Source organism: Cytobacillus sp. FSL K6-0129, from assembly GCF_038007625.1.
Lineage (GTDB): Bacteria > Bacillota > Bacilli > Bacillales > Cytobacillaceae > Cytobacillus > Cytobacillus kochii.
In genome coordinates, this window is the sequence record NZ_JBBOXM010000001.1 from 3,051,743 (window position 1) to 3,074,698 (window position 22,956).

The 22,956-nt window shown below is 37.1% G+C and carries 26 protein-coding genes; 25 read left to right on the forward strand and 1 reads right to left on the reverse strand.

The features are described from left to right. Positions 1 to 18 precede the first annotated feature (18 nt). The 10 genes from MHI57_RS15150 to rsmI all read left to right on the forward strand — a co-directional run bounded on the left by MHI57_RS15150 (position 19) and on the right by rsmI (position 7,198). On the forward strand, positions 19 to 1,452 hold the full coding sequence (locus tag MHI57_RS15150; RefSeq protein ID WP_340977097.1) for an aminotransferase class I/II-fold pyridoxal phosphate-dependent enzyme: 1,434 nt from the start codon (positions 19 to 21) through the stop codon (positions 1,450 to 1,452). After that, a complete protein-coding gene (gene tmk, locus MHI57_RS15155; protein WP_340977099.1) occupies positions 1,445 to 2,083 on the forward strand; it encodes a dTMP kinase in 639 nt (212 codons plus the stop codon). Before MHI57_RS15150 ends, tmk begins: the two co-directional genes overlap by 8 nt. Positions 2,084 to 2,176: 93 nt before the next feature. Continuing rightward, positions 2,177 to 2,506, forward strand: coding sequence for a cyclic-di-AMP receptor (locus MHI57_RS15160; RefSeq protein WP_095371306.1), 330 nt, complete (start codon positions 2,177 to 2,179; stop codon positions 2,504 to 2,506). 18 nt (positions 2,507 to 2,524) lie between these two features. Continuing rightward, positions 2,525 to 2,965: a YaaR family protein gene (locus tag MHI57_RS15165; protein WP_095371305.1), complete on the forward strand. Its 441-nt coding sequence runs from the start codon at positions 2,525 to 2,527 to the stop codon at positions 2,963 to 2,965. Between the two features lie 13 nt (positions 2,966 to 2,978). Further along, on the forward strand, positions 2,979 to 3,986 hold the full coding sequence (gene holB, locus MHI57_RS15170; RefSeq protein ID WP_095371304.1) for a DNA polymerase III subunit delta': 1,008 nt from the start codon (positions 2,979 to 2,981) through the stop codon (positions 3,984 to 3,986). Beyond that, the gene (locus tag MHI57_RS15175) at positions 3,979 to 4,803 is read left to right on the forward strand and encodes a PSP1 domain-containing protein (protein WP_095371303.1); all 825 of its coding nucleotides are present in this window, start codon (positions 3,979 to 3,981) and stop codon (positions 4,801 to 4,803) included. The genes holB and MHI57_RS15175 overlap by 8 nt, the downstream gene beginning before the upstream one ends. 13 nt (positions 4,804 to 4,816) lie before the next feature. Then, complete coding sequence (yabA, locus tag MHI57_RS15180) at positions 4,817 to 5,173, forward strand: DNA replication initiation control protein YabA (RefSeq protein WP_095371302.1); 357 nt, start codon at positions 4,817 to 4,819, stop codon at positions 5,171 to 5,173. Positions 5,174 to 5,317: 144 nt separating this feature from the next. Further along, entirely contained in the window at positions 5,318 to 6,058 is a 741-nt protein-coding gene (locus MHI57_RS15185) for a tRNA1(Val) (adenine(37)-N6)-methyltransferase (RefSeq protein WP_095371301.1), read from the forward strand. Then, on the forward strand, positions 6,048 to 6,317 hold the full coding sequence (locus MHI57_RS15190; RefSeq protein ID WP_095371300.1) for a GIY-YIG nuclease family protein: 270 nt from the start codon (positions 6,048 to 6,050) through the stop codon (positions 6,315 to 6,317). The genes MHI57_RS15185 and MHI57_RS15190 overlap by 11 nt, the downstream gene beginning before the upstream one ends. Positions 6,318 to 6,322: 5 nt before the next feature. Then, positions 6,323 to 7,198, forward strand: a complete 876-nt coding sequence (gene rsmI, locus MHI57_RS15195) for a 16S rRNA (cytidine(1402)-2'-O)-methyltransferase (RefSeq protein ID WP_322910618.1) — start codon at positions 6,323 to 6,325, stop codon at positions 7,196 to 7,198. Positions 7,199 to 7,236: 38 nt separating this feature from the next. Here the strand turns inward: rsmI and MHI57_RS15200 are convergent, their stop codons facing one another. Next, a complete protein-coding gene (locus MHI57_RS15200) occupies positions 7,237 to 7,527 on the reverse strand; it encodes an AbrB/MazE/SpoVT family DNA-binding domain-containing protein (protein WP_180317054.1) in 291 nt (96 codons plus the stop codon). 518 nt (positions 7,528 to 8,045) lie between these two features. Here MHI57_RS15200 and metG point away from each other — a divergent pair. The 15 genes from metG to MHI57_RS15275 all read left to right on the forward strand — a co-directional run bounded on the left by metG (position 8,046) and on the right by MHI57_RS15275 (position 22,893). Beyond that, on the forward strand, positions 8,046 to 10,007 hold the full coding sequence (gene metG, locus MHI57_RS15205; RefSeq protein ID WP_340977104.1) for a methionine--tRNA ligase: 1,962 nt from the start codon (positions 8,046 to 8,048) through the stop codon (positions 10,005 to 10,007). A gap of 206 nt (positions 10,008 to 10,213) precedes the next feature. Continuing rightward, on the forward strand, positions 10,214 to 10,981 hold the full coding sequence (locus MHI57_RS15210; protein ID WP_328200216.1) for a TatD family hydrolase: 768 nt from the start codon (positions 10,214 to 10,216) through the stop codon (positions 10,979 to 10,981). Between the two features lie 444 nt (positions 10,982 to 11,425). Continuing rightward, on the forward strand, positions 11,426 to 12,628 hold the full coding sequence (locus MHI57_RS15215; RefSeq protein ID WP_307319253.1) for a G5 and 3D domain-containing protein: 1,203 nt from the start codon (positions 11,426 to 11,428) through the stop codon (positions 12,626 to 12,628). A gap of 246 nt (positions 12,629 to 12,874) precedes the next feature. Beyond that, positions 12,875 to 13,435 (forward strand): ribonuclease M5, encoded by a 561-nt coding sequence (gene rnmV / locus MHI57_RS15220; protein ID WP_095371293.1) that lies wholly within the window; start codon positions 12,875 to 12,877, stop codon positions 13,433 to 13,435. Then, complete coding sequence (gene rsmA, locus MHI57_RS15225) at positions 13,428 to 14,309, forward strand: 16S rRNA (adenine(1518)-N(6)/adenine(1519)-N(6))-dimethyltransferase RsmA (protein WP_095371292.1); 882 nt, start codon at positions 13,428 to 13,430, stop codon at positions 14,307 to 14,309. The genes rnmV and rsmA overlap by 8 nt, the downstream gene beginning before the upstream one ends. Positions 14,310 to 14,511: 202 nt before the next feature. Next, the gene (yabG, locus tag MHI57_RS15230) at positions 14,512 to 15,420 is read left to right on the forward strand and encodes a sporulation peptidase YabG (RefSeq protein ID WP_095371291.1); all 909 of its coding nucleotides are present in this window, start codon (positions 14,512 to 14,514) and stop codon (positions 15,418 to 15,420) included. 271 nt (positions 15,421 to 15,691) lie between these two features. Beyond that, complete coding sequence (gene veg, locus MHI57_RS15235; protein WP_095371290.1) at positions 15,692 to 15,955, forward strand: biofilm formation stimulator Veg; 264 nt, start codon at positions 15,692 to 15,694, stop codon at positions 15,953 to 15,955. A gap of 147 nt (positions 15,956 to 16,102) precedes the next feature. Then, positions 16,103 to 16,276 carry a small, acid-soluble spore protein, alpha/beta type gene (locus tag MHI57_RS15240; RefSeq protein ID WP_307319231.1) on the forward strand — a complete coding sequence of 58 codons (174 nt, stop codon included), beginning with the start codon at positions 16,103 to 16,105 and terminating at the stop codon, positions 16,274 to 16,276. Between the two features lie 613 nt (positions 16,277 to 16,889). Next, a complete protein-coding gene (gene ispE, locus MHI57_RS15245) occupies positions 16,890 to 17,768 on the forward strand; it encodes a 4-(cytidine 5'-diphospho)-2-C-methyl-D-erythritol kinase (RefSeq protein WP_442342021.1) in 879 nt (292 codons plus the stop codon). A 64-nt stretch (positions 17,769 to 17,832) separates the two neighbouring features. Beyond that, a complete protein-coding gene (gene purR / locus MHI57_RS15250; RefSeq protein ID WP_095371287.1) occupies positions 17,833 to 18,654 on the forward strand; it encodes a pur operon repressor in 822 nt (273 codons plus the stop codon). Between the two features lie 24 nt (positions 18,655 to 18,678). Next, positions 18,679 to 19,053: a RidA family protein gene (locus MHI57_RS15255; protein WP_307319225.1), complete on the forward strand. Its 375-nt coding sequence runs from the start codon at positions 18,679 to 18,681 to the stop codon at positions 19,051 to 19,053. Between the two features lie 232 nt (positions 19,054 to 19,285). Continuing rightward, the gene (spoVG, locus tag MHI57_RS15260; RefSeq protein WP_095371285.1) at positions 19,286 to 19,579 is read left to right on the forward strand and encodes a septation regulator SpoVG; all 294 of its coding nucleotides are present in this window, start codon (positions 19,286 to 19,288) and stop codon (positions 19,577 to 19,579) included. Positions 19,580 to 19,787: 208 nt separating this feature from the next. Continuing rightward, on the forward strand, positions 19,788 to 21,161 hold the full coding sequence (gene glmU, locus MHI57_RS15265; protein WP_340977113.1) for a bifunctional UDP-N-acetylglucosamine diphosphorylase/glucosamine-1-phosphate N-acetyltransferase GlmU: 1,374 nt from the start codon (positions 19,788 to 19,790) through the stop codon (positions 21,159 to 21,161). A gap of 19 nt (positions 21,162 to 21,180) precedes the next feature. Next, positions 21,181 to 22,134, forward strand: coding sequence for a ribose-phosphate diphosphokinase (locus MHI57_RS15270; protein ID WP_095371283.1), 954 nt, complete (start codon positions 21,181 to 21,183; stop codon positions 22,132 to 22,134). A 150-nt stretch (positions 22,135 to 22,284) separates the two neighbouring features. Then, positions 22,285 to 22,893: a 50S ribosomal protein L25/general stress protein Ctc gene (locus MHI57_RS15275; RefSeq protein ID WP_095371282.1), complete on the forward strand. Its 609-nt coding sequence runs from the start codon at positions 22,285 to 22,287 to the stop codon at positions 22,891 to 22,893. Positions 22,894 to 22,956: the final 63 nt, after the last annotated feature.

The window sequence follows — 22,956 nt, forward strand, 5'->3', positions numbered from 1 at the left end:
AAAAAGGATTTGCGTTCAATGGATCAGAAACAAATGCCGTTAGTTGAAAAATTAATACAGCATATAAAAAGAAAGCCTGAGAATTATCATGTACCTGGTCATAAAGGGGGGAGTCTGCTCACCGGAGTGAATGAGGTTGATGATTATTTTCGACAACTTTTACAATTGGATTTGACAGAAATCAGCGGGCTTGATGATCTTCATTCCGCTGAAGAAGTAATCAAAGAAGCTCAATCCTTGCTTGCCGCTTTATACGGGGCTAAAAGAAGTTTTTTTCTTATAAATGGTTCTACTGTAGGTAATTTAGCGATGATTTGTGGCACATTAAAAAGGGGAGACCGTGTGCTTGTTCAACGGAATAGTCATAAGTCTATTTTAAATGGCCTGAGACTTATTGGAGCTGAACCCATTTTTATCCTGCCTGAATTTAACCAGGAATGGGGCATTAATGAAGGTGTCTCCTATACTCATATTGAAGAGGCATTAAGTAAGTATGAAGATATTAAAGCTGTTATTCTTACTTACCCGAGTTATTATGGTACAGTGTATCCATTAGAAGATATTATTGCACTATGCCGTGAAAAAAAAGTATTAGTTTTAGTTGATGAAGCACACGGTGCTCATTTTATAGCGAGTACAAGATTTTTCCCACCCTCAAGTTTACAATTAGGAGCAGATGTCGTTATACAATCTGCCCATAAAACATTGCCAGCATTGACAATGGGGGCCTTTCTTCATATTCAAGGTGATCGGGTGGATGAAGACAGCATACAGGAATATTTAAGTATGTTGCAATCCAGTAGCCCATCTTATGTTATTATGGCTTCATTAGATATGGCTAGATTCTTTGTCAGTCAATATACAGAAGAAGATGGTAAACATTTAGTCCAACGGATAAAAGAATTGAAGGAGAAATTAAGTAATATTGCTGGACTAGCTATTATGCCAACAGATGATCCATTGAAACTGGGATTACAGTTTAAACATATCAGTGGTTATCAACTACAAGAGCTGCTAGAGAAACGAGGTATTTATACAGAGTTAGCTGATCCGTTAAATGTTTTATTTGTACTTCCATTATTAAGGTGTGCCGATGAGGATCGTTTTAGTAAAATTATCGATGCATTGCAAGAAGTTAGTACTGACATTCCCAATGAAGAAAAAGAGGAAAAGGTGAATCCAATTCCATCGCATTCAGAATTAGTAGAGGTACCAGAGGGAGCAATGATTGTTACAGTTCCTTTTGCAAGTGCGATTGGTGAAATTAGCGCACGAATGGTGACACCATACCCGCCTGGTATTCCTTTAATATATAAAGGTGAAAGAATTACAAAAGAGCATATCACTAGTTTGGAAGGTTATTTAAATAAAGGTGCACGAATTCAAAACAGGAAAAACTTAAATCAATCATACATAGAAATATATAAGACAGCGAGGGACAAGGATGACTAAAGGTTACTTTATATCAATTGAAGGTCCAGACGGGGCAGGAAAAACGACGATTACAGAAATGGTTAAGGAACAATTAGAAACAGAAGGATATAATGTAGTACATACGAGAGAGCCTGGTGGAATTGCTATTGCTGAACAGATCCGGGCTGTTATACTGGATCCGAAGAATACAAAAATGGATGCAAGAACAGAGGCGTTACTTTATGCCGCGGCAAGAAGACAACATTTAGTTGAAAAGGTCTTACCAGTCCTTGAAATGGGTAAGATTGTACTATGTGATCGATTTGTTGATAGCTCTATTGCATATCAAGGATTTGCAAGAGGGATTGGTATTGAGGAAGTTTGGTCCATCAATCAGTTTGCCATTGAAAATGCCATGCCTCAATTGACTTTGTACTTCGATATCGCACCAGAACGAGGGTTACAGAGAATTAATCAAAATAAGGGCAGGGAAGTAAACCGTTTAGATTTAGAAGATTTACAGTTTCATCAAAAGGTATATGAAGGGTATGAAATTGTTCGGAAGCAATCTTCTAATCGCATTCAAACTGTAAATGCCGATGCCTCTGTTGAAAAAGTATTTGAACAAACGATGGACATTGTTAGAAAAGCACTTCAAAATAAGGATTAAGCTACTTGGCGAAAAATTCGGTCAGTATATCTCTGTTTGTGCATAGAATAACTGATATAATAGAAGAAAGTAAAGATATAGGAGGGTGGTATGATGAAGCTCGTATTAGCAGTCATACAAGATCAAGATAGTAATAAGTTATCTAAAGCATTAGTAGATCATAATTTTCGTGCAACCAAATTAGCCAGTACAGGGGGATTTTTAAAGTCGGGTAATACAACCTTTTTAATTGGTACGGAAGATATTCGAGTAGACAAATGCTTACAGGTCATTAAGGATAATTGCCAATCGAGAGAGCAACTTGTTGCGCCGGTTTCACCAATGGGTGGTAATGCCGATTCATATATTCCTTACCCTGTTGAAGTAGAAGTAGGTGGAGCAACTGTATTTGTTCTTCCAGTAGAACAATTCCATCACTTCTAAACCTATTTGGAGGCATAAATGAAGATCAATCAAGATTTACGTCTTAATATAGATAATAGAAGGCAAGACAGTAAGCATCCTATTGGATCGCAAGTGCGTTTTAATGATCTTGTGCAAAAAAGTGGTCAAAAAATGCAGATGACACAAATGCAAATGCTTTTAGGTGATATAGAATCAGCTGGACAGAGGGTAGCTAAGTCCAGGAGCTTTAAAGATTTAGCAAAATACAAAATGCTGGTTAAGCGTTTTGTGAAAGAGACTGTTGAGTATGGGTTGGATATTAAGCAATCCCATAGTTGGAATCAACTAGGACAAAGTAGGTCATTGAAAATTGTAGAAACGATTGATGAAAAGCTTGCTCAACTAGCCGATGACCTACTTTTACAAGAGAAAAGTGCCATTGATATTCTTAGTAAAATCGGAGAAATCAAAGGATTATTAATAAATTTATATACGTAAGTGAGTGATCAGCATGACAAAAACATGGGATCAAATAGAAGAATTACAGCCAGTCGTGTTGAAGATGCTTAAAAATAGTTTAAGTAAGGAACGCCTTGCCCACGCTTACCTTTTTGAAGGACTGAAAGGAACAGGAAAAAAAGATACGGGTATGCTTCTAGCAAAGAGTCTTTTTTGCACTGCTCCAATAAATAACTATGTTCCATGTGAAACATGTAATAATTGCAAAAGGATTAATCACTTTAATCATCCGGATGTACATCTTGTTGAGCCGGATGGTCAATCAATAAAGAAGCAGCAGATTCGGTCATTACAGGAAGAGTTTTCAAAACGGGGCGTCGAATCCAGTAGAAAAGTATATATTATCGTTCATGCTGATCGAATGACAACAAACGCAGCTAATAGTTTGCTGAAATTTCTCGAAGAACCGCATATGGATACAACAGCAATTCTATTGACTGAACAATCTCAACGAATGTTACCTACCATATTATCAAGATGTCAAACGATCTCATTTCAGCCAATAGCTGCAAAATTTTTAGTACAACAATTCGTAGATTATGGTGTGAAAGAAAAGTATGCACCATTACTTGCGCAAATTACCCATAATTTGGACGATGCTTTAGCATATAGTAATGATGATTGGTTTGTACAAGCGCAAAAAATAGTGTTAAAATTATACGAAGTACTTAAAAAAAATCCGTTACAAGCGATGGTCACTCTCCAAGAAGAGTGGTTTCCACATTTTAAGGAGAAAGAACATCTGGATTTAGGTTTAGACTTATTACTTCTTTTATTAAAAGATTTGTTATATATACAGCTTGATAAGAGTGATAGGCTCGCCTATACGCATGAGCTAAGCTGGCTAGAACAACACGCGCTTCATACATCTAATAGAAAGTTAACAGAGCAAATGGCTGCAGTTTTAGATGCAAAAAGGAAGCTGCAAGCAAACATGAATGCGCAGCTGTTAATGGAACAGTTAGTGTTAAAGATGCAGGAGGGATCTTCATTTGTATGATGTAGTAGGTGTTCGCTTTAAAAAAGCGGGCAAAATATATTATTTTGATCCCGGTGATCTTCAAATACAAAAGGATGACTTTGTCATTGTCGAGACTGTAAGAGGAGTAGAATACGGTAAAGTTGTCATTGCTCCTAAAAAGGTTGGAGAACATGATGTAGTCCTACCTTTAAAAAAAGTTCTACGTATTGCTGATCAAAAGGATCGTATGATTGTAGAAGAGAATAGACAAGCGGCTAAAGAAGCTTATCAAGTTTGTTTAGAAAAAGTAACTACGCATCAATTAGATATGAAATTGGTGGATGTTGAATATACTTTTGACCGCAATAAGGTCATCTTTTACTTTACTGCTGATGGTAGAGTGGATTTCCGTGAACTAGTAAAGGATTTAGCGGCCATTTTTCGGACAAGAATTGAACTTCGTCAAATTGGCGTTCGTGATGAGGCAAAGATGCTTGGTGGCATAGGTCCATGTGGCAGAATGCTTTGTTGTTCCACTTTTTTAGGTGATTTTGACCCAGTTTCGATTAAAATGGCAAAGGATCAAAATTTATCTTTGAACCCAACGAAGATATCTGGACTATGTGGTCGTTTAATGTGCTGTTTGAAATATGAAAATGACGAGTATGAAGCAGCTAAAAAAGAGCTCCCAGATGTAGGGGAATGGGTGAAGACACCGGAGGGTTCTGGAAGGGTAGTAGGGTTAAATATACTTGAAAGAATTCTACAAGTTAACCTAAAGGAACAGGAAAGAGTGCTAGAATTTACGTTAGACGAAATTAATGAGAATGCCGTGTCAGTTCAATCCACAGATTAATGAGGTGGAATGCTTGGATAAAAAAGAAATCTTTGACTCTGTAGATAATATGGAATCGCAAATCGGTCAATTATATATACAGCTTGGTGAGTTGAAACAGCATCTTGCTGAGGTGTTAGAAGAGAATAATGCATTGAAGTTGGAAAATGAACATTTACGTAGAAGATTAAAGATTACATCTGACCGAGAAAAGAAAAATGAACAGCAGAAGGAAGAAACAGAGAAAGAAAAACTCTTTGATATAGGGGAAGGCTATGACAACCTGGCTAGACTATATCAAGAAGGGTTCCATATTTGTAATCTTCATTTTGGTAGTCCTAGAAAAGATGGGGATTGCTTGTTCTGTTTATCATTTTTAAATAAAAAATAATCGATACCTTCCTTCTAAACAAGGAAGGTTTTTTTAAAGATATAAATTTCGTTTTCTAAGTGTAGAGGAATCTTCGGCTTAAGGGGCTTCAACCGATAAAATAAATAGATACGAAGTGTGCTTTTTAGTAATGGAGGAAGAGAAATGGTTATTTTAAAGGGTGATGAAAGGTTAGATCATTTGTTAGCAGAGGGATTGAGAATTATTCAAAGTCCTTCCGTATTTTCATTTTCGGTTGATGCCGTGTTATTAGCTCGATTCACCTACTTACCTATACAAAAAGGAAATATCATAGATTTATGTAGTGGGAATGGTGTGATACCTTTGTTTTTAAGCGCAAGAACAAAAGGAATGATTACAGGGGTGGAAATACAAGATCGTCTTGTTGATATGGCGAATAGAAGTATTCATTATAATCAACTAGAGAATCAAGTTAAGGTGGTAAAGGGAGATGTTAAAGGCATTGCTCGGCAATTAGGGTATGCTAAGTATGATGTGGTGACATGCAATCCACCTTACTTTCCAGTTGATACCAATAAACATAAAAATGAAAATGAGCATTATGCGATTGCTCGGCATGAGATTCTCTGTACATTAGAAGATACAATTCAGTCAGCTAGTCAACTAGTTAAGCACGGAGGGAAAGTTTCTTTTGTTCATCGCCCAGGTAGGTTGTTAGATATCGTGACATTAATGAGAAAGTATGAGATAGAACCAAAAAGGATTCAACTCGTTTATCCTGAGCAAGGAAAAGAAGCGAATGTGCTTCTAGTGGAAGGCATTAAAAAAGGAAAACCTGACTTAAAAATATTGCCGCCATTGTATATCTATGAGACGTCGGGTGAGTATACAAAGGAAATGAGGTTGATGTTGTATGGAGACTGAAACTCATTACTTTTACGTACTCGAATGCAAAGACGGCACCTTCTATGCTGGATATACAAATAATCTTATGCAAAGGATAGAAAAGCATAATGCTGGGAAAGGCGCTAAATATACAAGGGGAAGAGCCCCGCTAACGCTTATTTTTCATCAAATATTTTCTAGTAAGTCAGATGCACAGAAAATGGAATATCGTTTTAAGCGATTGAGTAGACAGAAAAAAATTGAATGGATGAATACCCAAAGAGAAGAAGGTCGGTGAGTAATATGCAACAACAGAAGAGTTTCCATATGGAGAGTGAAAAAGGTATTCTCTACTTAGTGCCAACACCCATAGGTAATCTAGAGGATATTAGCTATCGCAGCTTAAGAATATTAAAGGAAGCCGATTGGATCGCTGCAGAGGATACTAGGAATACAAAAAAACTATGCAACTACTTTGAGATAGAGACACCCATTATTAGTTACCATGAGCATAATAAAGAGAGTAGCGGCTATAAATTAATTGCGAAGTTGAAAGATGGAGAGAAAATTGCGCTTGTGAGTGATGCAGGTATGCCAACCATTTCTGATCCAGGATATGAACTGGTTACTAGTGCCATTGAAGAGAAGCTCACTGTTGTCCCGTTACCTGGTGCGAATGCTGCACTTACAGCATTGATTGCCTCGGGGCTACCAACACAGCCATTTTTCTTTTATGGCTTTTTAAATCGGCAAAAGAAGCAGAAAAAGGCAGAGTTAGAGACGCTTTCAAAAGTATCTTCTACAATCATTCTATATGAATCTCCTCATAGGTTGAAGGAAAGCTTACAGCTCATGTTAGATATCTTAGGCGATCGTTCAATTGTTTTGAGTAGGGAGCTGACAAAGAAGTATGAAGAGTTTATTAGAGGATCGATAAGAGAAGCAGTAGAATGGGCAGGCCAATCTGAAATTCGCGGGGAATTTTGTTTAATTATTGAGGGTTGCAAAGAGCCAGTAGAAGAAAGTAAGTGGTGGGAAGGGTTATCTATTGAAGAGCAAATTACTTATTATATAGAAGAAAAAGGTATGAAAAGTAAGGATGCCATTAAACAAACAGCGCTAGACCGTGATATGAATAAACGAGAGGTATACAAGATTTATCATATTGATGAAGCGTAAAAAAATAGAGACTCGCAAATAGGAGTCTCTTTGTTTATTTATTTAGTTAGTTCAAAATTGCTTTGGATTTCTTTAATTAATTGCTCAGCGCCATCTTTGCTAAGGATTAATTTTCCACCAGCTAGTGAGATGTTATCATCGGATACTTCACCAGTAACTTGGCAAGTCATGTTTGGCTTATATTTTTTTAAGATGATTTTTTCATCATCCACATAGATTTCTAATGCGTCTTTCTCTGCAATACCAAGAGTACGTCTAAGTTCAATTGGAATAACTACACGACCTAATTCATCAACTTTACGAACAATACCAGTAGATTTCATATTAATTGCTCCTCCCAGTCATCTATCTAATTATTTATCTTTTTCGTCATTATTCGACAAAAATCATTGTTGATATTATAATACCAACCATTGCCATAATCGTCAATTACTTTATTTTATTTTTGTGTGGAAATTATTAACATGAAGAGGAATATTGATTTATCAACGTTTATGATGGAAAAGTCATGGATAAAAACTCACCCAATTTCCAGTAGACGTACATACCTCGTTTCGACAAAACGACATAATTCGACAAATTTCATCTATTTGTCTATTTTTTGTCGAACGATTAATTTGATTATGGCTTTTGAAAAAACACGGAGATTGCAATAAAACCATCGCTTCTCCCTTCGGAAATGTTGCACAAATTCAAGTTTTTAGGTATATTTTGAGGAAGATAGAGGCTAAGATGACTCATATATATTCTTTTTTTCATGCAAAGAAGAAACAATAAATATATGGTCAGATATGAGAGATTAGACTCGTCATAAGGGCGGGTTTTTTAAGATGAGGAGGAAATAAACATGGAGGAAAAATTAAAGACTTTTTATTTAACCACTCCAATTTACTATCCGAGCGGAAATTTACATATTGGACATGCTTATACGACCGTTGCTGGTGATGCGATGGCACGTTATAAGCGTCTACGAGGTTATGATGTAATGTATTTGACGGGTACTGATGAGCATGGCCAAAAAATTCAAGAAAAAGCGGAAGAAAAAGGCGTGTCTCCCCAAAGTTATGTGGATGAAATCGTTGGTGGTATCCAAGACTTATGGAAAAATTTAGATATTTCTTATGATGACTTCATTCGTACAACAGAAACAAGACATAAAGAAGTAGTTGAGAAGATTTTTGCTCAATTATTAGAGCAAGGTGATATTTATCTTGGGGAATATGAAGGTTGGTATTGTACGCCTTGTGAATCGTATTTTACTGAAACACAATTAGTTGAAGGTAACTGTCCAGATTGTGGGAGACCGGTTCATCGTGTGAAAGAGGAGTCATATTTCTTTAAAGTAAGTAAATATGCTGATCGGTTACTACAATATTACGAAGACAACCCTTCTTTTATTCAACCAGAGTCTAGGAAAAATGAAATGATTAATAACTTCATTAAACCTGGGTTAGAGGATTTAGCTGTATCTCGTACAACATTTGATTGGGGTGTTCCGGTTCCTGGTAATCCTAAGCATGTCATTTATGTATGGATTGACGCCTTATCAAACTATATTACTGCATTAGGATATGGCTCAGATAATGATAGTAAGTATTTGAAGTACTGGCCTGCAGATGTTCATTTAGTCGGAAAAGAAATTGTGCGCTTCCATACTATTTACTGGCCAATTATGTTAATGGCACTAGACTTACCATTACCTAAGAAAGTATTCGCTCATGGTTGGTTATTAATGAAGGATGGAAAGATGTCTAAATCTAAAGGTAATGTAGTAGACCCAGTCACATTAATTGATCGTTATGGTTTAGATGCGTTACGTTACTACTTATTGCGCGAAGTGCCGTTTGGCGCTGATGGTGTATTTACACCTGAAGGTTTCATCGAGCGTATTAATTTTGATTTAGCCAATGATTTAGGAAATCTCTTGAATCGTACAGTGGCTATGATTAATAAGTACTTTGATGGCGTAATTCCAACTTATCGTGGTTCAAACGGTGAATTTGATCAAGCGCTTGTACAAATGAATAAAGAGACAGTTGGAAAATATGAAGAAGCAATGGAAAACATGGAGTTTTCAGTTGCGTTGTCTGCTGTATGGCAATTGGTCAGTCGTACGAATAAGTATATTGATGAAACAAAGCCATGGATGCTTGCGAAAGAGGAGAGTACACAAGAGGAATTAGCAACGACGATGTACCACTTAGCAGAATCGTTAAGAAGAATCGCCGTTCTATTACAACCGTTCTTAACTAGAACACCAGAGAAAATCTTTACACAGTTAAATGTAAACAAAGAAGAGCTCATCTCTTGGGAGAGCATTGAGACATTTGGTAAAATTGGCGAAGGTATAAAAGTACAAAAGGGCGACCCTATTTTCCCTCGTCTTGAAATTAGTGAAGAGGTTGAGTATATTAAGCAAAAAATGCAGGGTAGTGCACCTCAAGGTGAAAAAGAAGAGAAGCAAGTACAAGCGAAACCAGATAGTGAGGAAATCACGATTGATGACTTCATGAAAGTGGATTTACGTGTTGCTCAAGTTATAGAGGCTGAACCAGTCAAAAAAGCGGATAAGTTATTAAAATTACAATTGGATTTAGGTTATGAAAAACGTCAAGTTGTTTCAGGTATCGCAAAGTTTTACAAACCAGAAGATTTAGTTGGCCGTAAAGTTATTTGTGTAACCAATCTTAAACCTGTTAAATTGCGTGGAGAATTATCTGAGGGAATGATTCTTGCTGGAAGTGAAGATGGCGCATTATCATTAGCTACAATTGCAGAGTCATTACCAGTAGGCGCGAGAGTCAAATAATATCCGATTAATGGAAGCAGAAGGTTTTTAGAACATAGAAATGTGATCCGTTACAAAGACGATGATGCATTTCTATGTTTTTTATTTTTATATAATATATCTAAATAAAGTTATTAAGGTTATCTATATATATATAGAAGGAAGATGTTCATTTAATATTATAGTTGTTAGTTTTCTAAAATAATAATAAAAAAGGAGAAATGAGGATGCTATTTGATACACATGTTCATTTAAATGCGGAACAATATGACGAGGATTTGGAAGAAGTGATTAAGCGAGCAAGAGAAGCTGGGGTTGAAAAAATGGTCGTTGTTGGTTTTGATAGACCTACAATTGAAAGAGCAATGGAACTGATTGAACAATATGATTTCCTTTATGCGAGCATTGGTTGGCATCCGGTTGATGCGATTGATATGACTGAAGGAGATTTAATTTGGATAGAAGAATTATCGAAGCATCCAAAAGTAGTCGCAATCGGAGAAATGGGATTAGATTACCATTGGGATAAGTCACCAAAAGATGTGCAAAAAGATGTGTTTAGACAACAAATTCAATTGGCAAAAAAGGTAAAATTACCGATTATTATTCATAACCGTGAAGCAACAGCTGATATCGTAGAAATATTAAAAGAAGAAAATGCTGCTGAAGTAGGTGGGATTATGCATTGTTTTAGTGGAAGCCCTGAAACAGCTAAAGAATGCATTGATATGAATTTTTATATTTCATTAGGTGGCCCTGTTACTTTTAAAAATGCAAGAAAACCAAAGGAAGTGGCAGCAGAGATTCCATTAGAAAAATTGTTGATCGAAACAGATTGCCCATATTTAGCTCCGCACCCATTCCGTGGCAAACGTAATGAACCAAGCTATGTGAAGTTGGTCTGTGAACAAATTGCTGAAATTAAAAACATTCCAGTAGAAGAAGTTGCAGCAATTACAACCGAAAACGCAAAAAAATTATTCGCTATAAATTGACAGCAAATATTGTCAAAAATAATAGAAGCTTGTCCAAATGTTTTCTTATACCAAAAAGTTCTACACAGGAATCTGTCCTCATAGGATAACCATGTCGATATCTCTCACTTTGCAAAAAAATGCTTTTTCTGCATAATAGAGCGTACGTGCAGAAAAAATTTTTTCTTGTATGGAAAGAGGGAAAAAAGAGTGTTTCGGAGAATAGAAGGTATATCAGTTTGCCTGACTTCTGAAATGCTCGATTGATTCAGTATTTTTAGGGGGTGTGGATGATAAGGTGAACGTTCTTTTCTTGAACTCTTTATAAGGGGAAGAGGAATACTTGGGGATGTTCCGTTTTATCTTTCCCTCCAAAAAATCAGATAGTGAGTGTTGACAGTCAGCAAGATAGTCTATATAATCACTCCGAGAGAAAAGGAGGCAATTTTCATCGTGATAAATTACATGAAAAACCTGTTATCCAAGTCTTTGAGCAAGAAAAAATGGGCAGTTATCTTTGCTAGTCTAATCGTTACGATTACAGCTAGCGGTTTTTTAATCTTTGAAATGACAAAGAAAACCGTTGCTCTAACATTAGATGGTGAGGAACAAACAATAAATACACACGCAAAAACCATTCAAGAGATATTTGACGAAATGGATATAGGATTACGCTCAGAAGACTATGTGTACCCCTCGGTAGATAAAGCCGTTAAGGACAATATGGAAGTGGTTTGGAACCCTGCAGTGCAGGTGAAGATTACCGACAAAAAAGATTCCGAGGTCATATGGACAACAGCTGATACTGTGCAAGAGCTGATAGATGAAGAGAATATTGAATTAAGTAAACATGATGCCATAAAGCCTAAATTAGGTGATAAAATTACAGGTAAGATGGACATCAAGATTGATCGCGCGTTCAAAATTGAATTAGCAGACGGTGCGAATGATAAAACCGAAGAAGTGTGGTCAACTTCGACTACGGTCGCTGACTTTTTATCGCAACAAGATATTAAGCTAGGAAAATTAGATCGTGTTGAACCAAAGTTGGATGAGACAGTCAAAGAAAATGACGTAATAAAAGTCATCAGAGTTGAAAAGGTCACCGATGTAGTGGAAGAACCAATTGAATATGCGGTCGTAACTAAAAAAGACGATAGCTTGAAAAAGGGTAGTGAAAAGGTTCTTGAAAAAGGTCAAGAGGGTCTTTTGAAAAAAGAATTTGAAATTACTCGTGAAAATGGAAAAGAAATCTCTCGTAAATTACTTAGTGAAGAAAAAGTAAAAGAATCAAAAAATCATATAGTTGCTGTTGGAACAAAAGTATCTCAACCAGTTACAAAAGTGGCATCTCGCGGCGAGACTAATGAATCTAGTGGCAAAGAAATGTATGTTAGCTCTACTGCCTATACTGCAGGTTGTAATGGTTGTTCAGGTGTCACAGCGACGGGATTAGATTTAAAAGCTAATCCGGGAGCAAAGGTGATAGCGGTAGATCCGAGCGTTATTCCTTTAGGGACAAAAGTATATGTGGAAGGTTATGGTTACGCTGTAGCTTCCGATACGGGATCTGCTATTAAAGGGAATAAGATTGACGTATTTTTCTCCAGTAAATCTGATGCTTATCGTTGGGGACGTAAGCAAGTGAAAATACGTGTGCTTAATTAGATGGTGTTTGTAAGCAGGGGAATTCATCCTCTGCTCTTTTTCTGTTATAATTATTTGCATTTTCTTTCGTAGGATGTTTCATATATAATAAAATGCATGCAATCTTGCTGTACTATCATTATATATATTTAGACGATTAACATTACAGAAATGTTTCACTTTTTTTGCAAATAATTCATTCTATTTAAAATAAGTTTGCTGAATAAGTATAAATTGGAAGTTTTTAGTGAACGGATAGGTGTTAAGATGAAAATAAAAGAGATTATCGTGGTAGAGGGTAAGGACGATACTGTCGCGATTAAAAAGGCATTAGATGCCGATACAATTGAAACAAATGGCTCAGCCATAAATTTTGAGACATTAGAAAAAATAAAACTGGCGCAAAAAACGAGAGGTGTTATTGTTTTAACAGATCCTGATTTTCCTGGTGAGAAAATTAGACATACGATTACAAAGCATGTCCCACAATGCAAGCACGCTTTTATTGATAAACAATTTGCGATAGCTAAGCATGGTAAAGGTGTAGGTGTAGAGCATGCTTCTGTTGAGGTAATACGAGAGGCGCTCTCCCATGCCTATGTCATGACAGAGGAGGCTGTGTCTGAAGTGACGCAGGCTGATTTAATGGACGCAGGCTTAATTGGTGGCAGTGACGCAAAGAAGCGCCGTGAAGAGCTAGGCAAGATTTTAAAGATAGGTTATGCCAATGGCAAGCAACTTTATAAACGTTTAACAATGTTTCAAATTACAAAGAAAGACTTTTTGGCAGCGGTAGCTAAAATGGACAAGGAGCTTGGTTATGAATAAGGATATTGCCACACCGATAAGAACGAAAGCAATTTTAGAGAAGCATGGCTTTTCGTTTAAAAAGAGTTTAGGTCAAAACTTCTTAATAGACACGAATATATTAAATCGAATTGTGGATCATGCTGAATTAACATCCAAGTCTGGTGCAATTGAAATTGGTCCTGGTATTGGAGCATTAACTGAGCAATTAGCTAAGAGAAGTGAGAAGGTTTTAGCTTTTGAAATTGATCACCGACTATTACCAATATTGGCAGATACACTTGAGCCATATCCGAATGTAAAAGTTATTAATGAAGATGTGCTAAAGGCTGATATCGTTTCGGCGATACAACAAGAATTCGCAAATATCGATGATTTAATGGTAGTTGCTAATTTACCTTACTATGTCACTACGCCAATTATTATGAAGTTATTAGAGGATCAGCTCCCGATTAGAGGTATTGTATGTATGTTGCAAAAGGAGGTCGCAGAACGTATTTCTGCGAGTCCTGGCTCTAAAAGTTATGGCTCCCTTTCGATTGCAATTCAATATTATACAAAAGCAGAGACTGTTATGATTGTTCCTAAGTCTGTCTTCATTCCTCAACCGAATGTTGATTCTGCTGTTATCCGCTTAACAAAATTAGATCAACCAGCAGTGAAAGTCCAAGATGAAGCCTTCTTCTTTAAAGTAACAAGAGCAAGCTTTGCTCAAAGGAGAAAAACCATCCTCAATAATTTAACGAGTCAGTTAGAGAAGGGGAAAGAAAGAAAAGAGTTCATTTTACAGGCACTAAATCAAGCGGGGGTTGAACCAACGAGAAGAGGAGAAACGTTAGGGTTAGAAGAATTCGCTCGTTTGGCTGACGCATTACTACCTCACTTCAGTTCATAACATCTATTAGGTATTAGCACATATGAACCGGACTAATGACTTTATTAAAAGTGTTTAGTCCGTTTTTTATTTGGCTTTTGGGATTTGCAATTTTTCCTTGTACGGTGAAGAGGCGCTATAGAGAAGCACAGGTCCAAGCATTGGCGCATAATTTAACTAAAGAAACAGACTCAGGGAAATGGCCCAAAATGGAGTGACGACAGTGACTATAAAATTAATGGATATCGTTGGGAGGGTTTCCTATCATTGTGATATTATGTTCCGCGTTATTGACATAAGAGAGCATGATGGGAAAAGGATGGCGGTATTATATGGAGAAGATATAAGGCTCATTGCAGATGCTCCTTATGAGGATCTTATCATCATGAGTCAGTCTGATCAGCGAAGAATTATGCAGGAATTCCGCACACTTGAAGAACAATCTCTTGAATTATTCCGTCAAGATGTTCATCTATTGCAAGAGAAAAGAGAATATACAGTAACAGAGGGATATAGTAAAGCAGCTAATTATTTTCAATTGCCCGGGAAGGTATTACATCTTGATGGTGATCCAGGTTATTTAAAGAAATGTTTAACGGTTTATGAGAAAATCGGTATTCCAGTTACTGGACTACACTTAAGTGAAAAAGATATGCCTCGTGTTATTGGGGAGTTAGTTGATTATTATCGACCGGATATTTTAGTTATTACTGGCCATGACGCATATACAAAGGCAAAGGGTAGTAAGTCAGATATAGAGGCATACCGCCATTCTAAGCATTTTGTGCAAACGGTGAAAGAAGCGAGGAAGAAGGTTCCTCATTTAGATCAACTTGTCATCTTTGCTGGAGCTTGTCAATCTCACTTTGAATCCCTGATTCATGCTGGAGCTAATTTTGCTAGTTCTCCTTCTAGAGTAAATATTCATGCGCTAGATCCCGTATATATTGTAAGTAAGATTAGTTTTACACCTTACAATGAGCATATTCGTGTTTGGGATGTGTTAAGAAATACATTATCTGGTGAAAGAGGCTTAGGTGGGGTGGAAACAAAAGGTGTGCTTAGGACGGGTATGCCGTTCCATTATGAGGAAGAGGAAGAACAATCTATTGATCCGTTTGGGTCATTTTAAAAGAGAGTTTACCTTTTGGGAAAATGATAAAATAAGGGGATGTTAGAGGGGCTTGCCAATGTTGGTAGGGCTTCTTTTTTATGAGGAAAAATAAGATTCTCAATAATTTTACATAATTTCCTAAAAGATGGGGAATGTTAGGAATGTAGAAAATTAGCAAAAAAAGTAGAACGAAATGTGTTGCAACTGTTTTTGTTTATTGATATAATTAATAATTTTACTTGACTTAATTGTGGTAAAGTGGTATACTTTTTATAGTGAGGTGGACCGAATGGGAAAAACATTATTGGATATCAAAAAGGCACTTGATTCAAATCTTGGTAAAAGGCTAATGCTCAAGGCTAATGGCGGACGCAGAAAGACAATTGAACGGTCTGGCGTTTTAGCTGAAACGTATCCATCTGTATTTGTCATCGAGTTAGATCAAGATGAAAATGCATTTGAACGCGTATCTTACAGCTATGCGGATGTTTTAACAGAAACGGTTCAAATTACTTTCTATGAAGACACATCAGGACAAGTTGCTTTAAGCTAACCTTATATAACATCAACAAAAGCGGCAAGCCAATTTGCTGCTTTTTTGTGTTTTAGAAAGGTTAAAACAACTACTAGTAATTACCTTTATGAAAGAAATACTTCTGAGGAAAGCTATGAGTAGCAATGAATAAGGAGTGATTCCAAGATGAGCAGAAGAAGACGAATCATGTCAGAAGGAATGAAAGAAGAACTCGCTAAAGAATTAGGCTTTTATGAAACCGTTCAACAAGAAGGCTGGGGCGGTATTACTTCTAAGGATGCTGGCAATATGGTGAAAAGAGCAGTAGAAAAAGCCTTAGCATCCTATCAGACAAAATAATTCATTGTGTTTTTTAAAGAAACAAATATGAAATCAGGCTAATGCTCCCCTATAGGTAGACAAATATCTGGCTACCTATGGAGGAGTATTTTTTTATGCTTAAACTCTCTGGAAGGAAAGTATTTAATATCAAACGCGTAGGCGAACGAAAGTCCAGAATCAGGAAGGTGAACGAAGGAGATATGGTTAGGTGAAATCGAGTTAGATTAGGGCAAAAGAAGCCCAATCGAAAAAAACAAACTTCAGAAGTTTAGTCCGGGTGCGGATAAAATCGATCCAGAAAGCTATACTTCATGTTGGTTACAAAAACGATCCCCCGGAAATGCGAATCAAGAGTCACACCTGATTTGTAAGACGAGCGCCCTTTTAATCTGTTTTTTACAATCGTTATACACAGCTTGTACATAACAAAGACCGCTTGGGCATAAGTACTTAGTTTACTTTATTTCGTTTTGCGATTACTTATTTTTCATCGTGAAAATGCTGATTGTTCCCAGGCTAATGTCAAAAAATTAATCTTAATATTGAATAATATTATTGCATACGTCTTACTTTTCTAGTTTTGTGGTAAAATAGGACAAAAAATGGAGTCGTCCTGAAATTTGTAAAGTAGGTGGAGAGTTTGAAACTTTTAGTAAAGGCTCCTGCTAAAATCAATTTATCACTAGATGTCCTCGGTAAACGAGAGGATGGTTATCATGAAGTAGAAATGATTATGACAACCATTGATTTGGCAGATCGTCTTGAATTAACGTTATTGGATAAAGATGAGATAAAAATTGTTTCACATAATCGCTTTGTTCCAGATGACCATAGGAACTTAGCTTATCAGGCAGCACATTTGCTAAAGAACAGGTTTAATGTGAAGCAAGGGGTTAGTATTGCGATTGAAAAAGTGATTCCTGTTGCTGCGGGATTAGCTGGGGGAAGCAGTGACGCAGCGGCCGCGTTAAGAGGCTTGAACAAGCTGTGGCAATTAGGGTTAACGATTGATGAGTTAGCGGAAATCGGTGCAGAAATCGGCTCTGATGTATCTTTTTGCGTTTATGGAGGGACAGCCCTTGCTACAGGTAGAGGAGAGCTTATTCAAGCTTTACCAGCTCCACCAACTTGCTGGGTGATTTTAGCCAAACCTTTTATCGGTGTTTCGACTGCTGAGGTGTATCGCCGCTTAAATAAGCAGGGAATTAAACATCCGCAAACCTTAGCAATGATTAAGGCCATTGAAGATCAGTCTTATAGCGATGTTTGCGCACATTTGTCTAATGTCCTTGAAAGTGTGACGTTAAAAATGCATCCAGAGGTTAACCAGATTAAGGAACAGATGCAGAGATTTGGTGCTGATGCAGTCTTAATGAGTGGTAGTGGCCCGACTGTATTTGGTTTAGCACAGCATGATTCTCGTATGCACCGCATTTATAATGGTCTAAGAGGATTTTGTGACCAAGTTTTTGCGGTTAGACTCCTTGGAGAACAGCATAAACTTGATTAAAGACGTATAATAATGTTATATTATCGTTATAATATTCGGTTTTTAATTAAAAGGAGGGCCAATCATGAAATTTCGTCGTAGTGAACGTCTAATTGATATGACACATTATCTTTTAGAGCATCCAAGACAATTGGTATCCTTAACCTTTTTCTCAGAAAGATATGGTTCAGCTAAATCATCAATTAGCGAAGATTTAGCGATAATAAAAGACACTTTTGAGCTTCGCGGAATAGGCACATTAGAAACAGTTCCAGGGGCAGCGGGTGGCGTGAGATATCAGGTGAAGGTACGAGATGAAGAAGCGAAACCGATCATTGCAGAACTATGTGAGTTAATTGCAAGTCCTGATCGCCTCTTGCCGGGCGGTTACCTTTATATGACTGATATTTTAGGTGACCCTATGATTGTACAAAAATGCGGTAAGTTAATTGCATCGGCTTATATTAATAAAAATATTGATATGGTCATGACAGTTGCAACAAAGGGAATTGCGCTTGCCTATGCAGTCGCTAATTATCTTAATGTTCCTGTTGTCATTGCCAGAAGAGATAGTAGAGTGACAGAGGGATCTACAGTCAGCATTAACTATGTATCAGGGTCTGCGAAAAGGATTCAGACAATGGTTCTTTCTAAAAGAAGTTTAGAAGAAGGTTCGAAAGTACTTATTGTTGATGATTTTATGAAGGCCGGCGGCACAATTAATGGCATGATTAGTATGCTAGATGAATTTAAAGCTACACTAGCTGGAATTGCTGTCTTAGTAGAATCAGAAAATGCAGATGAACGTTTAGTTGATGAGTATGTATCTCTCGTCCAGTTAGCAGATGTAGATGTGAGAGAAAAACGTATTAATGTAACTGAAGGAAACTACTTCAAAAGGAATTAAGTAGGGAGAGGGAGGAAGATTGAAATGAAGATCGTTCAAACGAATGAAGCTCCAGCGGCTATTGGACCGTATTCTCAAGGTATTGTTGTAAATAATATGTTTTATAGCTCGGGACAAATACCATTAACTACAGAAGGTGTTATGGTAGATGGTGATGTGAAGGATCAAACACATCAAGTATTTAAAAATTTACAAGCAGTATTACAAGAAGCAGGTGCATCACTTGAAACAGTCATCAAGACAACTGTCTTCATCCAAGATATGAACGACTTTGCAACTGTGAATGAAGTTTATGGAGAGTATTTCAATAACCACCAACCCGCTCGCTCTTGTGTAGAGGTAGCAAAATTGCCAAAAGAAGCAAAAATTGAAATAGAAGTTATCGCGCTTGTGAAGTAAATCTCATGTGGGGGATACACCATTCTGAAAGGATGGTGTATTTTTTATGAGACAAAAGTGAATTTCATGAAATCGAAATAGTAAAAGGAAATGGTATTTGGAAGAATTTTAATGGAAATCATCCATTTGTCCTAAAATTACGAAATATTTTTTCTAATTAAGAAGGAGTTTGCAATTATATGTGGAATTGTAAGTAAAGGATTTTATCTACTGGGAAAAGGTGGTGAACAGAATGGAAGTAACTGACGTAAGATTACGCCGCGTTAATACGGATGGCCGCATGAGGGCGATTGCATCTATTACTTTGGATCAGGAATTTGTCGTTCATGATATTCGTGTCATTGATGGTAATAACGGCTTATTTGTAGCGATGCCAAGTAAACGTACTCCGGATGGAGAGTTTAGAGATATTGCTCATCCGATTAATTCCGGGACTCGCGGTAAAATCCAAGAAGCAGTATTAGCAGAGTACCATCGTTTAGGTGAATTAGAGGAAGTAGAATTTGAAGAAGCGGGTGCTTCGTAGACAAATAGACACGCAGGTAGGAGTCCATACATCTTAGGTATGGGCTCTTTTTTTGTGTGTAAATTAGTTCAAATGTATAGGGGTGTGTAGACGTGTGAAAAAGTCATTCTAATTGACAAAAATATGTACTTTCCTTTCATTCCTTGAAATCATATGCTATTTAGGATATATTTTTTAATGGATAAAAAGGTTAATTGGAGGACTTTAAATGTCTAATCGATATGCGGTCATTTTAGCTGCTGGTCAGGGTACACGGATGAAATCTAAGCTATATAAAGTGCTACACCCTGTTTGTGGAAAACCAATGGTTCAGCACGTCTTTGATCAAGTATCTACACTTGATATAAAAGATATTGTAACTGTCATTGGTCATGGAGCAGATCTAGTTCAATCACAGCTGGGAGAAGCGAGTGAGTACCGGTTGCAGGAAGAACAGCTTGGTACGGCTCATGCCGTTATTCAAGCGAAAGATTTGTTGCAGGATAAAGAAGGTGTCACGCTTGTTATCTGTGGAGATACACCATTAATCAAAGCAGAAACAATGGAAGCGTTATTTAAACATCATGAAGAACAATCTGCGAAAGCAACTATACTAACAGCGCATACTGATCAACCGACAGGTTATGGTCGTGTAGTGAGGAATACTGCTGGTCATGTAGAGAAAATTGTCGAGCATAAGGATGCGTCAGAAGAAGAAAGATTGATAGAAGAAATCAACACTGGAACTTATTGTTTTGATAACAAAGCTTTATTCCAAGCGCTATCACAAGTATCTAATGATAACGCCCAAGGTGAATATTATTTACCTGATGTCATTGAAATCTTAAAAGCCCAAGGTGAAATCGTTACTGCGTATCAAACACCTGACTTCGAGGAAACCTTAGGAGTAAATGATCGGGTGGCGTTATCACAAGCGGAGATGTATTTAAAGAAACGTATCAACGAACATCATATGAGAAATGGTGTAACAATTGTTGACCCATTAAATACTTATATCGGTGTGGATGTCGAGATTGGTTCAGATACAATTATTTACCCTGGCACTATGTTGATGGGGCATACCATTATTGGTGAGGATTGTGAGATTGGTCCTTCTACTCAGATTGAAAACTGTCAAGTTGGCAGTGAAACGGTCATAAGGCAATCAGTGGCACATGATAGTGAAATTGGTGCGGGAGTAAAGATTGGTCCCTTTGCCCATATTAGACCGCAATCGCAAATTGATGATGAAGTTAAAATTGGCAACTTTGTAGAAATAAAGAAAGCGAAGTTTGGCAAGGGTAGTAAAGCTTCACATTTAAGTTATATTGGTGATGCTGAGGTCGGAAAAGACGTTAATTTAGGCTGTGGTTCGATAACAGTTAACTACGATGGAAAGAACAAATATTTAACAAAGATAGAAGACGGTGTATTTGTTGGTTGTAACTCAAACTTGGTTGCACCAGTTACAATTGGTGAAGGTGCTTATATTGCAGCTGGATCTACGATTACTGATGATGTGCCAGGCAATGCCTTATCTATTGCACGTGCTCGTCAAGTAAACAAAGAGAATTATGTAGATCAATTAAATCAAAAGAAATAAAAATTTATGGAGGCGCATCATGTCAAATCAGTATTTAGATCCCAATTTAAAAGTATTCACTTTAAATTCAAATAAAGGACTTGCCAGTGAAATTGCTAAATTTATCGGTGTAGAATTAGGTAAATGTTCGGTTACGCGCTTTAGCGATGGTGAAATCCAAATTAATATCGAAGAAAGTATTCGTGGCTGTGATGTGTATGTAATCCAATCAACTAGTAATCCAGTAAATGAGCATTTAATGGAATTATTAATTATGATTGATGCCCTAAAACGAGCATCTGCTAAAACAATTAATATTGTTATGCCTTATTATGGATATGCTCGCCAAGACCGTAAAGCGCGTGCACGTGAGCCAATTACTGCGAAACTTGCTGCAAATTTATTAGAAACAGCGGGCGCAACACGTGTGATTACGCTCGACTTGCACGCTCCACAAATTCAAGGATTCTTTGATATTCCAATCGATCACTTAATGGGTGTACCAATCCTATCTGAATACTTCAAGAACAAGGTAGAAGGGGATATTGTTGTCGTTTCTCCAGACCATGGTGGTGTAACAAGAGCACGTAAGATGGCAGATCAATTAAAAGCGCCAATTGCCATCATTGATAAGCGCCGTCCAAGACCAAATGTGGCAGAAGTGATGAATATTGTTGGTAATATTGAGGGGAAAATAGCTATTCTTATTGATGATATTATCGATACGGCTGGCACAATCACTTTAGCTGCAAATGCACTTGTAGAAAATGGAGCTGCAGAAGTGTATGCTTGCTGTACGCACCCTGTTTTATCTGGACCGGCAATTGACCGTATTGAAAACTCACAAATTAAGGAGCTAGTTGTGACTAACTCTATTGTTCTTGATGAAGAGAAGAAAACAGGGAAAATCGTCGAGCTATCTGTTGCATCTCTTATTGGAGAAGCAATTATTCGTGTCCACGAAGAGCAATCTGTAAGTGTGTTGTTCGATTAAAACAATTCTGACAAATCATGCCATCTATCGGATCATTACGTTTAGTTAAATAATGGACATTTTGCTTACAAACGTCGAGCGATGTTTATCTTTCAGTTAATTAGGGAATCTTTTAATAATAAGCCTTAAATTTTGAAAGGGGACGTTAGAATGACTGTTTTAGAAGCGAAGGAAAGAAAAGAGTTTCGTCACTCATTTTTAACTAAAATTCGTGCAGATGGTAATGTTCCAGCAATTGTTTATGGCACGAAGATGGAGAGTAAGCCAATATTCTTTAATGAGGCTGATTTTATTAAGACGATTAAAGAAGTTGGTAGAAATGGAGTCTTCTCAGTCGATATTGATGGTAAGAAAGTAGATGTCGTCTTAACAGAATACCAAGCCGATCCATTAAAAAATACAGTGGTACATGCTGATTTATTATCTGTAGATAAATCTACAAAAATTACAGCAGAAGTTACTGTAAATACGGTCGGTGACTCACCAGGTGTTAAAGAAGGTGGCGTCTTGCAACAAGCGCTACATGAGATTACTGTTACCGGTACACCTGGCAATATCCCGCAATCAATTGATGTGGATATTTCTAAATTAGAGATAAACGATGTAGTCACTATTGAAGATTTAAAAGGTGCCTCCTCGTATGAAATTGAACATGACGCCGAAGAGACGATTCTTTCCGTCCTCCCTCCTCGTGTGGAAGAAGAACCACAAGAAGAGGAAGTTGTGGAAGAACCGGAAGTTATAAACGAAAAAGAATAATACCAAACTAAGGTGGGGACTGACCAGAGCACCAATGGGTCAGTCCTTATTTGAGGTAAGGGG

What these genes read in the sequence shown, in the direction of transcription:
- MHI57_RS15150 (WP_340977097.1), top strand. Translation starts at nt 19, where the DNA reads ATGGATCAGAAACAAATGCCGTTAGTTGAAAAATTAATACAGCATATA.
- tmk (WP_340977099.1), top strand. Translation starts at nt 1,445, where the DNA reads ATGACTAAAGGTTACTTTATATCAATTGAAGGTCCAGACGGGGCAGGA.
- MHI57_RS15160 (WP_095371306.1), top strand. Translation starts at nt 2,177, where the DNA reads ATGAAGCTCGTATTAGCAGTCATACAAGATCAAGATAGTAATAAGTTA.
- MHI57_RS15165 (WP_095371305.1), top strand. Translation starts at nt 2,525, where the DNA reads ATGAAGATCAATCAAGATTTACGTCTTAATATAGATAATAGAAGGCAA.
- holB (WP_095371304.1), top strand. Translation starts at nt 2,979, where the DNA reads ATGACAAAAACATGGGATCAAATAGAAGAATTACAGCCAGTCGTGTTG.
- MHI57_RS15185 (WP_095371301.1), top strand. Translation starts at nt 5,318, where the DNA reads ATGGTTATTTTAAAGGGTGATGAAAGGTTAGATCATTTGTTAGCAGAG.
- MHI57_RS15190 (WP_095371300.1), top strand. Translation starts at nt 6,048, where the DNA reads ATGGAGACTGAAACTCATTACTTTTACGTACTCGAATGCAAAGACGGC.
- rsmI (WP_322910618.1), top strand. Translation starts at nt 6,323, where the DNA reads ATGCAACAACAGAAGAGTTTCCATATGGAGAGTGAAAAAGGTATTCTC.
- metG (WP_340977104.1), top strand. Translation starts at nt 8,046, where the DNA reads ATGGAGGAAAAATTAAAGACTTTTTATTTAACCACTCCAATTTACTAT.
- MHI57_RS15210 (WP_328200216.1), top strand. Translation starts at nt 10,214, where the DNA reads ATGCTATTTGATACACATGTTCATTTAAATGCGGAACAATATGACGAG.
- MHI57_RS15215 (WP_307319253.1), top strand. Translation starts at nt 11,426, where the DNA reads ATGAAAAACCTGTTATCCAAGTCTTTGAGCAAGAAAAAATGGGCAGTT.
- rnmV (WP_095371293.1), top strand. Translation starts at nt 12,875, where the DNA reads ATGAAAATAAAAGAGATTATCGTGGTAGAGGGTAAGGACGATACTGTC.
- rsmA (WP_095371292.1), top strand. Translation starts at nt 13,428, where the DNA reads ATGAATAAGGATATTGCCACACCGATAAGAACGAAAGCAATTTTAGAG.
- veg (WP_095371290.1), top strand. Translation starts at nt 15,692, where the DNA reads ATGGGAAAAACATTATTGGATATCAAAAAGGCACTTGATTCAAATCTT.
- MHI57_RS15240 (WP_307319231.1), top strand. Translation starts at nt 16,103, where the DNA reads ATGAGCAGAAGAAGACGAATCATGTCAGAAGGAATGAAAGAAGAACTC.
- purR (WP_095371287.1), top strand. Translation starts at nt 17,833, where the DNA reads ATGAAATTTCGTCGTAGTGAACGTCTAATTGATATGACACATTATCTT.
- MHI57_RS15255 (WP_307319225.1), top strand. Translation starts at nt 18,679, where the DNA reads ATGAAGATCGTTCAAACGAATGAAGCTCCAGCGGCTATTGGACCGTAT.
- spoVG (WP_095371285.1), top strand. Translation starts at nt 19,286, where the DNA reads ATGGAAGTAACTGACGTAAGATTACGCCGCGTTAATACGGATGGCCGC.
- glmU (WP_340977113.1), top strand. Translation starts at nt 19,788, where the DNA reads ATGTCTAATCGATATGCGGTCATTTTAGCTGCTGGTCAGGGTACACGG.
- MHI57_RS15270 (WP_095371283.1), top strand. Translation starts at nt 21,181, where the DNA reads ATGTCAAATCAGTATTTAGATCCCAATTTAAAAGTATTCACTTTAAAT.
- MHI57_RS15275 (WP_095371282.1), top strand. Translation starts at nt 22,285, where the DNA reads ATGACTGTTTTAGAAGCGAAGGAAAGAAAAGAGTTTCGTCACTCATTT.